Here is a 13029-nt window from a genome sequence, read left to right on the forward strand (position 1 = left end):
AGAGCCGGGCCCTTCCGTCGTTGATGTCCCCGCTCGTGAGTCGGTGGCGGCCCGGGATCGCCCTCGAGCCGCCACCGCTTGATTCAGGGTCAGCAGCGGACGGTGGAGCCGCCGTTGCTCAGGTTGGCGTCGTAGATCCAGCCGCTGCCGGCCGGGCCCCGGACGTAGGTCCAGGTGTTTCCGTACTCGTTGACGGAGTAGCAGTCGTAGTCCACCTGGACACCCTGGGAGTACCAGCCGACCGCGGTGCACGCTCCGTACGGGCCGGTGCGCACCGGGGCGCTGCTCACCGAGATCGTGCCCGAGCCCGAGTCCAGGTTGCTGTGCGGCCAGTACGCGTTGCCGCAGGTGACCGCGGCGAGGTCGGACGACGGCGCCGCGGACGCCGACACGGCCGGCACCGAGAGCGAGGCCACGGCCATCAGGCCGACGGCGATCGCGGTCTTCCCGAGACGGAATGTCATGGAGCGAACTCCTCGTGAGTGGGTCGCCGAACCGGTTGGTCCAGCGGGCCCTCACCCTCGCCGCCGCCGTCGTGGCCCAGCAAGGTCTCGGGGTGTCCGGGACTGTCCGGGACAGTCCGGGCCCTCGCCGGACACCGCCGGGCACCGCCTGACCAGCCCGGTCCTCCATGGCCGCAGGAGCGGGGAGAGGCACGTTGTCGCCCACCACCGGTCAAGGCCGGCCTGACCAAGGGCGGCGCCCCCCGTGCCGGAACTCCCGCCGTGCTGCTGCTGCGCTTCAGCTCCCGCATCCACCTGGTCACCGCTGCCCGACTGCGCGAGTGCCCGGACGGCGTGCCCGAGTACGCGCCGGTCATCGCCGACGGACGGGAACTGGCCGGTCGCCATTCCGGGGCCTTCGCCCGGGCTACTGCACGATCGTGCGCGGCAGGTGCGCCGGCATGTTGACGCAGCTGTAGACCTGCAGGGTGTAGCCCCGTCCGATGGTCATCATGGTGGGCTTGTGCAGGGTCCGGTAGGGGTCTCCGACGAGCTTCTCCGTGGCCGTTTCAGCCGGCCGCCAGCTGCCGCCGGCTCCGTCCCACTCACCGCTGTCGATGGTGAGCAGCGTGTCCAGGGGCCCGCCGCACTCGCCGCACTGCCGTTCCTCGTCCTCGTCGGACTCGGGCGGGTCACGGAAGGTGAAAGGAGCCGGCCACCCGCCCGCCTTCCAGCCGGGAGCGACGGACAGGTCGCTCTGGTAGCTCACGGACCGCTGCCTGCACCAGTCGTACAGGCGCTCGCCCAGGGCCTGGTCAAGCAGATGGCCCGGTGGGAACTCCCCTACCGGTTCGGGCTGGAGCACGCATGGCTCGGGTACGTGGACGTCGCACTCGACATAGGCGGGCTCGGGAGGCGTCCGCAGGAGGTCCTGCACATCCGATGCCCGGCGCCACCGCAGCTGCACGTTGGCCGAGCAGCCTTCGACGTCATGGCCCGGCGCCCACAGCACCTGCAGCAGATCGGTGCCTTCCGGGAAGGTCAGCGCGGGCACGTCACGGGCGTAGAGCTGCGCGAGCGGGATCAGCGGTTGCGGGCCGGTGGGCAGCAGCGCAGGGTCGTGTCCGGCACGCAGCCGCGTCACCGTCTCGTCCTCCTGCACGGTCAGCAGATTCTCACGCGGGCCACGCGGTCGCGCCCACGCCTGGGTCAGCAGGGTCCGCACCTGGCGGACGTCTGCCAGGGTCTGCACGGGCTTGACCGGCGGGTATCCCGGCTCACCGTCCGGCCAGGGTTCGTCCGTCGGCCACAGCAGGGGACCGCCCACCGAACTGTCGTGAACGGTCGGGGTTCCGGGGGTCGGGTGAAGGCGGGTGGTTGTCCTGGCCGAGCCGATGAGTTCCGGAAACGCTGTCGTGATGTCGAGCGGCCGCGGTGGTGTCGTGCGCGTCAAGCCCTTCTCCCTTCACGCTCGAGGCGAACGCCGTATCCAAGCACGCCGAGCCGACAGCACCGCCCAGGCCCCGTCGAGCGCGATGGCCCCCGGCGCGGTCCGGTCACCTCGTATCAGCGTGGCCACGCGGGAAGCGGTCCACACCTGGTCCTCCACCCAGCCGTGCGCGGCCGGACCCTGGTCCAGATACGCGGCGAGCTTGGCCGGGCAGCGCGGCGACACCGCACTCGGGCCGCTCGCAGAACACACCCGCTCCAGAGGGGATCAACTCACCCACCGAGCTGGAAGACCACAGGTCAGCTGCGGTTCCCGCGCGGCTTCAGCGGCACGTTCGGCAGCTCCGGCGCCGGGAGCCGCTCGCCCGGGTACCCCTGGACCTCTCCGAAGCGGTCGCCGTGCTCCCAGTCCTCGCGGGCCTGGCGGATGTCGGCGTCGGTGCGGCCGATGAAGTTCCACCACATGACGATCTCCTCGCCGAAGGGCGGGCCGCCGATGAGGACCGCGACGGCGTCGGTGGAGGCGGTGTTGGTGAGGGTCAACTCGGCGGCGCCCGGGGCGAGGTAGCCGAGGTCGGCGGGGGCCAGGGTGGTGCCGGAGACGTCGAGGGTGCCGCGGTCGACGAGGAGGCCGTGCTCGAAGGCGGGGTCGACGGCGAGGGTGACGGTGGCGCCGGGGCGGAGGGTGAGTTCGGCGCCGAGGAGCGGGGTGAAGGTGCTCACCGGGGAGGTGTCGCCGGCCAGGGTGCCGAGGAAGACTCGGGCCTCACCGCCGGGGAGCGGGACGGCGGTGGGGGCGTGGTGCTGGAAGTCCCGCGGGGCGTGGCGGTGTTGGCCGGGGAGGGCGACCCAGAGCTGGACGCCGTGCAGGACGGTGGTGGCGGGGGTGGAGACCTCGGAGTGGCTGATGCCGTGGCCGCCGGTCATGAGGTTGAGCTCGCCGGGGCGGACGTAGGCGTGGACGCCGAGGCTGTCGCGGTGCTCGATCTCGCCGGTGAAGAGCCAGCTGACGGTCTGCAGGCCGGTGTGCGGGTGGGGCGCGACGTCCATGCCGCCGGTGTCGGCGACGTCGTCGGGGCCGTAGTGGTCGACGAAGCACCAGGCGCCGATCAGGGTGCGGCCCCGCTGCGGGAGGGTGCGCCGCACCGTCATCGACCGCGGCCCGCCGAGCGGGACGTCCCGCACGGGCAGCACCTCGACCGACGGTTGCCCGGTGCCGGTCTCGACATAGTCCATGGCAGTTCCTCCCGTTGAGCCCAATGGTTCCAGATTCAACTATTATGCCATGGGAAGATCGTTGACGATCGCCACCGACCACAGGAGTCCCCATGACCGACACCGCGACCGATGTGACGACGGCCGCAGCGGCGCCCCGGCGGGTGTTCATCGACAAGCAGCACCCGGAACCCTTCCGCGCCATGCGCGCCACCGCCGAGGCGGTCCGGGTCGCGGCCGCGGAGGCCGGGCTGGACCGCCGGCTCGTCGAGCTGGTCAACCTCCGGGTCTCCCAGCTGAACGGCTGCGCCTACTGCCTGGACGTGCACACCAAGGCGGCGCTCCAGGAGGGCGAGACCGCCCAGCGCCTCGGCGTGCTGCCGGCCTGGCGCGACACCCGGCTGTTCACGCCCCAGGAGCGCGCCGCCCTCGCACTGGCCGAGGCGACCACCGCCCCCTCCGACGACACCGCGCAGGAGCACGCCTACGCCGAGGCCCGCGCCGTGCTGACGGAGGAGCAGATCTCGGCGGCGATCTGGGTGGCCGTCACCATCAACGCCTTCAACCGGGTCTCGATCCTGAGCAAGCACCCCGTCCGCCCGGCCCGGTGAACGACGGCGGCGGTCCCGCCCCCACCCGGGGACGGGACCGCCGCGCCGGACGGGGCGTCAGCAGCTGATGCTGCCCTTGCGGATCGCGTGCCCGCCGGTGTTGGCGTCGTCCGACCAGTACACCGGCTTGGAGCCGCCGACGCACTCGGCCGCGCCGGCCACCGCGAAGCCCTCGTTGTTCAGGTTGGCCATGCCGGTCGGCCGGTTGTAGGCGGCCGCGACGGCGAAGGCACCGGAGGCGTTCACCGTGAAGGTGCGGTGCTGGCCGTTGCAGGTGTCGTCGCAGACCACCCAGAGGCGGTTCGCCTGCGGCTCCCACTCCAGGTCCATCACGCCGGCCATGCCGGAGGCGACGGTGGCCACCTTCTTGAACGCGCCGGAGTCCTGGAGGACGTAGCCGTAGACCGAGCCGTTGCCCTCCAGACCGACGAAGAAGACGCCGCCGCTGTGCGCGCCGTAGCCGGCCGGGTCGTACGCCGCGCCGGTCGAGGCGTCCTTGAAGCCGGCCGCCGTCAGCGCCGAGTCGGGCACCCAGGTGACCGCCTCCAGGCCGGCGTTGGAGCCGACCGACGGGAGGTCCGCGGTCAGGTTCCACTCCTTGGTGGCGGTCAGCGAGGTCGAGGTGCCGGAGACGTCGTAGCGCAGCACCGAGAGGCGGCTGCTGCCGGAGCCGTCGCGCTCGCTGGAGACGAAGACGCCGCCCGCCGCGCCGGCCGAGGTGAGGGTGACGCCCTCGGCGTCCGGGGCACCGGAGCCGTTGGTGAAGCGCAGGGTCTTGCCGGAGGTCCAGCCGTTGGCGGTGTCGGGCTTCCAGCCGCCGGAGCCGTTGGGCACCATGCGCCAGAGCTTGCCGGAGTTCTGCGCGCCCCAGAGCACGCCGCTGCCCTCCAGGGCCAGGCCGCTGAGGTCGGAGCCGAAGACGTTGGAGCCGTCGGCGGTGGCCACGGTGGAGCCGCCGGGCCAGGCCACCGGGGTGGTGCCCCCGCCGGAGGTGCCGCAGGCGTTGGCCGAACCGAGCGTCACGGCGGCCGACTTGAAGGCGCCGGTGCCGTCGGCGCAGCGCGACCAGGACGGGTTGGAGTGGCTGGTCCAGGTGAAGCTGTCGACCAGGGTGGAGCCGCCGGGCAGGTAGAGGCGGGCCTTGTCGCTGGAGCCGAGGCCGAAGGAGCCGGACACGTCGAAGGCCCGGAAGGCGCCCGGCACCAGGGTGGTGCCGGAGGCGATCGTGTAGGCGGACGAGCTGCTGTCGTCCTTGAGGACCCAGCCCGACACGTCGACCGCGGCGGTGCCCTTGTTGTACAGCTCGATCGAGTCGTTGACGCTGCCGGTGGTGACGACCTCGTTGATCCGGATGTCGTCCGCCGGGGCCGCCTGGGCCGGGGCGACGGTCAGGACACCGGCCACCAGGGCGGTGGCCGCGGCGAGCGAGGGGGCGAGGCTGCGGCGCCAGCGGCCGGCGGGCGATACGGTCACGGTTTCCATCCTGGGGGAGGTCGGTTGCGTCAGGGCGGGCATGACAGTCCTCGCTCCGGCCGAATGGCCCACCACCAACAGGTGGTTGATCCGTGAACGGTGGCCGAACCGTCCGTGGTCCCGTCCACCGGTGCGTACCCACTCCGGACCCGCCGTGCACACCGCAAACCGGCCCCTTCTAGAGTTCTGACCAGCAGTCAGTTCACGATCCGGGGGACCCATCACCGTGTCATCAGCACCCTTCCGCCGACCACGCGCCGGCTGGCCGTCCGCGCTCGCCGCCACCCTGCTGGCCGCCGCGACCACCGCCTTTCCGGTGCCGGCCGCCGCCGTGACGCCCGTCCCGGCCAAGCTCTCCACCCCCTTCGTGCCCGGCGACGGCGGGTACCAGTGCGTCCGCATCCCGTCGCTGCTGAGCACCGCCACCGGCACCCTGCTGGCCTTCGGCGAGGGCCGGGTGCGCGACGGCAACTGCGGCGACGTCGGCGACAACGACCTGGTCCTGCGCCGCTCCACCGACGGCGGCCGCACCTGGGGCCCGATCCAGGTCCTGGTCGGCGCCGACGACCGGCTGGCGCACGGCAACCCCGCCCCGGTGATCGACGCCCGCTCCGGCCGGATCACCCTCCTCTACTCCAGCAGCGACTGGAACGGCGACCCGGCGGCGCCCTCCCGCGCCGCCTTCCCGCGCTCCGTCCTGGCGGTCCGCAGCGAGGACGGCGGCGCCAACTGGTCCGCCCCCGCCCCGCAGCCGCAGCTCAAGGCCGCCGGCTGGGGCTGGGTCTCCACCGGCCCGGGCCACGGCGTCCAGCTCACCGGCGGACCGCACAAGAACCGGCTGGTGGTGGCCGGCGACCACACCGCCGACCGGGACACCACGGCCGGGATCCAGCTCTACGTCAGCGACGACGGCGGCCTCAGCTGGCAGCTGGGCGCGGTCTCCGGTGCGCCCAAGAGCGGCGCCCACCCGGCAGAGCCGACCCTCGCCGAGACCGGCAGCGGCGGCCTGTACGTCAACGCGCGCAACTCCGAGAACACCCGCTGCACCACCAACGAGCACCGCCTGGAGAGCACCAGCCCCGACGGCGGCACCGGCTTCGCCGCCCCGTTCACCCCGGTGGCCAACCTCGACACCGCCCCGGTCTTCGGCTCGCTGCTGCGCCTGCACTCCCCCGCCCTCGACGGCCGCCCGGCCCGGCTGCTGTACTCCGGCGCCTCCCGCCTCGGCCCCAACCCGCTGGAGGACCGCCGCGAACTGGCGATCCGCTCCTCCACCGACGAGGGCCGCAGCTGGCAGACCGCCGGCACCCTGATCACCCCGGGCCGCTCCGGCTACTCGGACCTGGCCCGACTCCCGGACGGCACGGTCGCGGTGCTGTACGAGACCGGCACCACCACCCCGCACGGCACCCTCGCCTTCACCGCGTTCACCGAGGACGCGATGGACGGGGCGCGGACCGAACTGCGGCGCCCCCGCACCGCCGACACCGGGCCGAACGGCCACGGCAACCACGCCGTGATCCACGGCGGCGCCCAGCTCGGCACCCGGGGCAGCGGCAAGGCCATGGCCTTCGACGGCAAGGACGACCACCTGCGGCTGGTCGGCTGCGGGCCCTCGCTCCGCTTCGGCGAGGGGGACCTCACCCTCACCGCCTGGTTCCGGTACGGCAACACCACCGGGAACCGGACCATCCTCTGGGCCTACGGGATGTCCGACCAACCCACCGACCGGGTACGGCAGTTCTGGCTCCGGGCGGAACCGGAGAAGGGCCTGCTCCGGGCCTCGGCCACCACCGACCAGGGCTCCGGCTCGGTCACCGTCCCGGGCGCCTACAACGACGGCGCCTGGCACCACGTGGTCTTCGAGCGGACCGGCGGACGGCTCACCCTCGCGGTGGACGGCGGCCCCGAGTCCTCCGCCGCCGGGCCCGCCGGTGACCTCACCCCGCCCGCCCAGTTCAACATCCACATCGGCGCCCGGCCGGACTTCCCCGACGAGCCGGTGGGCGTCGCGGGGCTGTTCCAGGGCACGCTCGACGACGTCCGCCTGTTCGGCCGGGCACTCGGCCCGGCCGAGGCCGCGGCGGTGCGGGGCGGGGCGCTCGACGTCGCCAACGACCAGGAGCGGGTCCGCCTGGGCTTCAGCACCATCTGGTGAACCAGCCCGGGGCGGACGGTGGTTGAGGACACCGGGAACCGTCCGCCCGGGCCGCACCGGCTCGGGCGGACGGCCTCACCGACGCGCGACGGTACCGACGCGCGACGGTCGGGCCCGGCAGCTCGGAGCAGTCGGACCCGGTCCACCGGAAACGCAGGACGCGGACGTCGGGAACGGGTGGGGTCCCGTCCGCTCAGGCCGTCCACCCCGGCGGGCCGCCGCCCGCCGCCTCCGGCGGGGCGACGGACACCGCCCGGACCGTCCGCCGGGGCCAGACCGCCGGGAGCGCCGCGGCCAGCGCGGCCGCGCAGAACAGCCCCAGCCGGGCGAACTCGCCACCCGTGCTCGACCAGCCCAGCACCGCATGACGGTGGATCACGAACCCGTTGAAGAACAGCCAGGCCGCCCCGGCGATCAACGGCGCGGCGGCCGGCCGGGAGTTGGCCCCGAGCACCGCGCACCCGACCGCGAACGCCCCGAGCGCGAACCAGGTCGCGTGCCGTTCACCGAGCACCGCCAGCGTCGGCACCAGCCCCGCCGCACCACTCAGCGCGAGCGCCAGCGACATCCCCACCGGCATCCGCCGCACCGCCGGCCGGAACGTCCGCCCACCCGGCCGGGCCCGGTACAGCCGCATCCCCTCGTCGTCCCCGATCACCCCAACCCCTCTCTCCCGCACCAGAGTTCACCTGTGCACCGTGCCGATCCCGGCAACCTCGAGCACGAGGAACCCCGCCCACCTGGCCAACTCCTCTCCAGCGCAACAGGGTTGACCGAGTGACCGACTCCCGCCTCACCGCTCCCGCACGACACCGCCCGCCCCGGTGACCGGCACCGCCTCGACCGGCAGTTGCCACAGGTGCCGCCACGACCGGCCCTCCCACTCCCTCTGCAGCGGCGGCCGCGGCACCACCAGCACCGGGCACACGACCCGCCGGAGGCACTCCGCCGGCACCGAGGCCCGCAGCCCCCGCCGCAGCCGGCTGCCGCTGCCCGCGCCGACCACCACCAGGTCGTCCGGCCGGTCGGCGAAGAGCGTCAGCGCCCGTACCGTCTCCCCGCGCACCACGCAGCTCGACAGCCGCACGCCCACCGGTCCGCCGACGCCGAAGGCGGCCTCCAGCGCCTCGGCCAGCCGCGCCGTGGCACTCTCCTCCCAGACCGCCAGCAGCGGCGGGCAGGGAGCGCGGCGGTAGCCGATCTCGCCGCCCTGCGGGAGCCAGGCGAGCACGGCCAGCACCTCGGCACCGGTCCGCCGCCCCTCCCCGACCGCCCGGTGCAGCGCGGCGAGGCTGCCCAGCGAACCGCTCACCCCCACGACGATCCGCCGCGGCCGCAGCGCGTCCCGCTCCGTGTCCGCGCCCTGCTCCACGCCCCGGTCCACGTCCAGGCCCCGACCCGGGCCGCCGTCCCGCTCGTCCATCCCGCTGTCCCCTGCTCTCGCTCGCTCGTCCGGCTGTGTGGCAGCCAGCCAAACCGCTCCCCCAGCGCCCGAGCCGCCCGTTGACGCTTCCCTGACGCGGGCTGTTCGAATCCCAACACTTCCCTGACACTGGCTCCGGCGGCCGCCCCGCCGTCACCCTCCGGACGCCAAGGGCCTGTACGGACGGGAGCAGCAGCGGTCAACGGAGCGTCAGGAACCGCTGACCCCGCCGGCGTTCGCCCTAGCGTCGGACCCGGCCTCACCGACCTCCCAGGGAGTGCACACCGTGACCATCACCACCCCGGCCCCGCAGGAGCCCGTCCTCCACGTACCGGTCCGCCGCAGCGGCGGGACGTACACACTGCGACTCTTCCGTCAGCGGGACGGCGGCCGCTGCGCCGTCGCCTTCACCCGGCCCGAGGGCCTGACCGCACTGCTCGGCCCCGGCCAGGCCTCGGCCCGGCTGTCCGAACCGGCACTGCGCGCCCTGGCCGAACCACTCGGCGTCACCGCCCTGGTGATCGACCCCCAGCTGATCGCGGCACCGGTCACGGCCCCCGCCGCCTCCCCCGCCCCACGCGCCCTCAGCACCACACCCTGAGGACCCCCGACGCGTCCGCCCCCGCTGCCACTCCTTCCCGGAGTCCCAAACCCCTGACGTGGCAAGGGCGTTCCCCTTCTCCACGGTCGCGGGGCGGGCAGCGGGGGCCAGGGAATCCGCTCCGAATGCGGGCTGCGGTCGGCGGCCGCAGCGGGCTTCCCGCCCGAGCGGAGCCCGCTGCGCGGGAACGCCAAGAGCCCGGCTCCCGGTCCGCCGCGAGACGGTGGAGGGCTTCCGGGCTCGCGAGGCGCCCGTCCGAACGCCGCTCGCACCCGGCGCCCCGGCACCTCGGAAGAGGATTGGCGGACCACCGACGCGAGCCGCCCCGGTCGGGAACGGCCGCGCACACCACGGTGAGGGACTCGTCCGACTGGACGGAGCCATGGCGAATTCCATCGGCCGTCCAGGACGGTGGTCCCGTGTGCCGTGGGGCGGTCCGCGCTCATCGTACGGCCTACCGCCCCGCCTCCGTGCCGACCCGCCGCGACTTGCTGTACCGGTTCAGCGCAGCACGCAGAGTGACGAACCCTCAGGCCCGCCCTCAGGCGCCGTAGCGCCGCCGCCGAGCGGCGAACGCCCGCACCGCACGCAGGAAGTCGACCTTCCGGAAGGCCGGCCAGTACGCCTCGCAGAAGTACAACTCCGCGTAAGCACTCTGCCACAGAAGGAAGTTGGAGAGCCGCTGCTCCCCACTGGTACGGATCACCAGGTCCGGATCGGGCTGCCCGGCGGTGTACAGGTGCCGCGCGATGTCCTCCGCCGCCAGCCCGTCCGCGACCTCCCGCACGGGCCGCCCGCTCCCCTCCACTTCGTACAGCAACTCACGCACAGCGTCGACGAGTTCCTGGCGCCCGCCGTATCCGACGGCCAGCGTCAGGTGTGCGCCGGAGCATTCACGAGTGGCCTCGACCGCCCCCTCCAGCGCCCGCGCGGTGGAGGCGGGCAGGGTGGCGAGGTCGCCGGCCACGTGGTCACCGCCGAGGCGCCCGGCGGGTCCGATCACCCGTCGGACAGCGCCCGTTCATCTCACCCCTCGGACTGACGCGGGCCGTCCACCTCGGTAGCCCACGGTGTTCACCCGGCTACCTTGCGTGTGACGCTCCACACAGTGATGACTCGCGCACGGTGTGCAAGACTCACCTCGTCGGGCCAAAAGCCTTTGATTCCTAGGGAGTACACCGTAATGCGCACCCGCATCGCAGCCGTTGTCGTCGGTATGACCACCCTTCTCGCCGTACCCGCCACGGCCTTCGCCGCACCCGCCGTGACCAAGGGTCCGGTCACCTGCTCCACCGAGACCTCGTTCGCGGGGCAGCCCTGCGCCTGGCAGGAGCGGAGCCCCGCCGGCCTGGCCGGTGTCGCCCAGCTCACCGCGGCCGGCGTCGAGCCGGTGCTGGTCAAGGTGGAGCTCAAGACCCAGGCCGCCTGGGGCAGTCCGTGGGTGACGGCCTCCTCGGCCACCGCCCTGCGGTCCGGCCCGACCGTGATCTCCACCCCGAAGGTGGTCACCAACGAGCTGAGCATCGTCTGCGTCACCACTGCCCCGGCGTTCACCCCGGAGCAGCAGACCACCCTCTGTACCCACCCCTCCGCCTGACGGAGCGTCGGTGGGGCGGTGGGGGGGGGGGGGGCCCGGGGGCCCGCGGCCCCCCCCCCCCCCCCCCCCCCCCCCCCCCCCCCCCGCCCCCCCCCCCCGCGGGCGGGGGGGGGGGGGGGGGGGGGGGGCGGGCCACCCCCCCCCCCCCCGCCCCCACCACCCCACGCCCCTTCCCGCCTCAGGCCCCGGTCACCGCGCCCAGCGGCGAGGCCGGGTCGATCAGCGCCGGGTCCACCTCGATCCCGGCGGCCCGGACGGCGGCGACGATCTCCGCCGGAGCCGTGGCCAACGACCCTGCCCGGTAGGGCGGTTGGGGGTCGTACTCGGTGATCAGCTGGATCGCCTGGGCCACCGCGTCCCCCGCGAGCCGCCCGGCCAGGTGCAGGCCGAGGTCGATCCCGGCCGAGACCCCGGCGGCGGTCGCGTACTTGCCGTCGAAGACCACCCGTTCCTCGGTCGGGAGGGCGCCGAACCCGGCCAGCGTCTCGGGCGCGATCCAGTGCGTGGTCGCCCGGCGGCCGGTCAGCAGACCGGCGGCGGCCAGGATCAGCGAACCGGAGCAGACCGAGGTGGTCCAGGTGGTCGTGGCGTCGACCGCCCGCACCCAGTCGAGGACCTGCCGGTCCGTCAGGACCGCCTCCGTGCCGGGCCCGCCCGGCACCAGCAGCAGGTCGGTCGCGGTCACCTCCGCCAGCGCCGCGTCGGCCACCAGCGCCAGGCTCCCCTGGTCGCCCCGGACCGGACCGGCCGCCGCGGCCGTGAACACCACCTCCGCACCGGGTATCCGGCCGAGCACCTCGTACGGGCCGACGGCGTCCAGCGTGGTGAAGCCGTCGTAGAGCAGGATCGCGATCTTCAAGGTCTTCCTTCCTTTCCCGTGCGTGCCGCACGGATGACCGCATGCGTGAGCGCATGCCTGACTGCACGCATGACCGTGCGGCGGCGTGGCCGCGTGTCCCGCGTGATCAAGAGGGGGTGGACGGACGGGCGGACGAAAGCAGCGCCGAGACGCTCAGACCGGCTCGGCCGCGAACTTGCGGCGGTACTCCCCCGGCGTCACCGCGAGCGTGCGGGCGAAGGCCCGCCGCATCGCCTCCGCCGTGCCGTAGCCGCACGCCCGGGCCACCTCCTCGATCCCCTCCCGCCCCTCCTCCAGCCGCCGCCGGGCGGCCTCCAGCCGGACGCCGTCCACGTACCGGCCGGGCGTGACGCCGACCTCGGCCGTGAAGGCGCGGGCGAAGTGACGGGGCGACAGCGCGGCCCGGCCGGCCAGCGCGGGGACCGAGAGGTCCTCCTCCGGGTGCTCGGCGATCCACTGCTGGAGCTCGCGCAGCGGCTGCCGCTCGGCCAGTTGGGCGGAGAGCTGGACGGAGAACTGCGCCTGGCCGCCGGGGCGGCGCAGGAACATCACCAGGTGCCGGGCGATGGTCAGCGCGGCCTCCCGGCCGTGGTCCTCCTCCACCAGGGCCAGCGCCAGGTCGATCCCCGCCGTCACCCCGGCCGAGGTGGCGATCCGGCCGTCCCGGACGTAGATCGGGTCCGGGTCCACCTCGGTCTCCGGGAAGCGGCGGGCCAGCGACTCGCAGTACGCCCAGTGCGTGGTGGCCCGGCGGCCGGCCAGCAGTCCGGCCTCCCCGAGCAGGAACGCGCCGGTGCAGACCGAGGCCACCCGCTCGGCCCCGGCGGCCAGTTCGGCGATCCGCCGCACCAGCGCCGGGTCCGGCCGCTGCGTGCCGTGGCCGCCGGGCACCACCAGGGTGTGCGGCGGGGCCACCTCGGCCAGGTCGGCGTCCGGCAGCAGCCGCAGCCCGCTGCCCGCCCGCACCGGCCCGCCGCCGAGCGCGGCGGTGCCCACCCGGTACCCGGACGACACCCCGCCCGCTCCGGCGAACACCTCCAACGGCCCGGTGGCGTCCAGGCTCTGCACGTCCTCGAAGAGGACCACCAGCACACTGCGCTGCTCCATGCCCTCCACCCTCCCAGGGCCGACGGCACGTCAGCAATGACACGCTTCCCACCTTTTCGGCCACCGCGGCACGTGCCCCGCGCGCCCCTGTTC

12 protein-coding genes and 1 pseudogene are annotated in these 13029 nt (G+C 74.2%); 4 read left to right on the forward strand and 9 right to left on the reverse strand.

What is annotated here, in order from left to right; translation table 11 throughout:
• Positions 1 to 89 precede the first annotated feature (89 nt).
• From ACIA8O_RS17230 to ACIA8O_RS17240, 3 genes are all read right to left on the reverse strand, one after another.
• Complete coding sequence (locus ACIA8O_RS17230; protein ID WP_396294660.1) at positions 90 to 464, reverse strand: hypothetical protein; 375 nt, start codon at positions 462 to 464, stop codon at positions 90 to 92.
• Positions 465 to 870: 406 nt separating this feature from the next.
• The gene (locus ACIA8O_RS17235) at positions 871 to 1896 is read right to left on the reverse strand and encodes a hypothetical protein (protein ID WP_396294661.1); all 1026 of its coding nucleotides are present in this window, start codon (positions 1894 to 1896) and stop codon (positions 871 to 873) included.
• A 296-nt stretch (positions 1897 to 2192) separates the two neighbouring features.
• On the reverse strand, positions 2193 to 3128 hold the full coding sequence (locus tag ACIA8O_RS17240; RefSeq protein ID WP_396294662.1) for a pirin family protein: 936 nt from the start codon (positions 3126 to 3128) through the stop codon (positions 2193 to 2195).
• 92 nt (positions 3129 to 3220) lie between these two features.
• Between ACIA8O_RS17240 and ACIA8O_RS17245 the strand changes: the two genes are divergently transcribed.
• Entirely contained in the window at positions 3221 to 3718 is a 498-nt protein-coding gene (locus ACIA8O_RS17245) for a carboxymuconolactone decarboxylase family protein (protein WP_396294663.1), read from the forward strand.
• Between the two features lie 57 nt (positions 3719 to 3775).
• On the opposite strand, the gene ACIA8O_RS17250 is transcribed toward ACIA8O_RS17245, so the two are convergent.
• A complete protein-coding gene (locus ACIA8O_RS17250) occupies positions 3776 to 5191 on the reverse strand; it encodes a lamin tail domain-containing protein (protein ID WP_396294664.1) in 1416 nt (471 codons plus the stop codon).
• Between the two features lie 226 nt (positions 5192 to 5417).
• Between ACIA8O_RS17250 and ACIA8O_RS17255 the strand changes: the two genes are divergently transcribed.
• Positions 5418 to 7349 (forward strand): exo-alpha-sialidase, encoded by a 1932-nt coding sequence (locus ACIA8O_RS17255; protein WP_396294665.1) that lies wholly within the window; start codon positions 5418 to 5420, stop codon positions 7347 to 7349.
• Between the two features lie 193 nt (positions 7350 to 7542).
• Here ACIA8O_RS17255 and ACIA8O_RS17260 read toward each other — a convergent pair whose 3' ends face one another.
• On the reverse strand, positions 7543 to 8007 hold the full coding sequence (locus ACIA8O_RS17260; protein WP_396294666.1) for a hypothetical protein: 465 nt from the start codon (positions 8005 to 8007) through the stop codon (positions 7543 to 7545).
• Between the two features lie 135 nt (positions 8008 to 8142).
• Complete coding sequence (locus tag ACIA8O_RS17265) at positions 8143 to 8772, reverse strand: universal stress protein (RefSeq protein ID WP_396294667.1); 630 nt, start codon at positions 8770 to 8772, stop codon at positions 8143 to 8145.
• Positions 8773 to 9058: 286 nt separating this feature from the next.
• On the opposite strand from ACIA8O_RS17265, the gene ACIA8O_RS17270 reads away from it, so the two are divergent.
• Positions 9059 to 9373, forward strand: coding sequence for an SAV_915 family protein (locus ACIA8O_RS17270; protein WP_396294668.1), 315 nt, complete (start codon positions 9059 to 9061; stop codon positions 9371 to 9373).
• A gap of 541 nt (positions 9374 to 9914) precedes the next feature.
• On the opposite strand, the pseudogene uppS reads toward ACIA8O_RS17270, so the two are convergent.
• Positions 9915 to 10343, reverse strand: a pseudogene (gene uppS, locus ACIA8O_RS17275) (polyprenyl diphosphate synthase); the annotation flags it as partial.
• A gap of 246 nt (positions 10344 to 10589) precedes the next feature.
• Between uppS and ACIA8O_RS17280 the strand changes: the two are divergent.
• The gene (locus ACIA8O_RS17280) at positions 10590 to 10970 is read left to right on the forward strand and encodes a hypothetical protein (protein WP_396294669.1); all 381 of its coding nucleotides are present in this window, start codon (positions 10590 to 10592) and stop codon (positions 10968 to 10970) included.
• A 178-nt stretch (positions 10971 to 11148) separates the two neighbouring features.
• Here ACIA8O_RS17280 and ACIA8O_RS17285 read toward each other — a convergent pair whose 3' ends face one another.
• Together ACIA8O_RS17285 and ACIA8O_RS17290 are read right to left on the reverse strand one after the other, a co-directional pair.
• Positions 11149 to 11829 (reverse strand): DJ-1/PfpI family protein, encoded by a 681-nt coding sequence (locus ACIA8O_RS17285; RefSeq protein WP_396294670.1) that lies wholly within the window; start codon positions 11827 to 11829, stop codon positions 11149 to 11151.
• 153 nt (positions 11830 to 11982) lie between these two features.
• On the reverse strand, positions 11983 to 12936 hold the full coding sequence (locus ACIA8O_RS17290) for a GlxA family transcriptional regulator (protein ID WP_396294671.1): 954 nt from the start codon (positions 12934 to 12936) through the stop codon (positions 11983 to 11985).
• Positions 12937 to 13029: the final 93 nt, after the last annotated feature.

This window comes from Kitasatospora sp. NPDC051853 (assembly GCF_044452665.1).
Lineage (GTDB): Bacteria > Actinomycetota > Actinomycetes > Streptomycetales > Streptomycetaceae > Kitasatospora.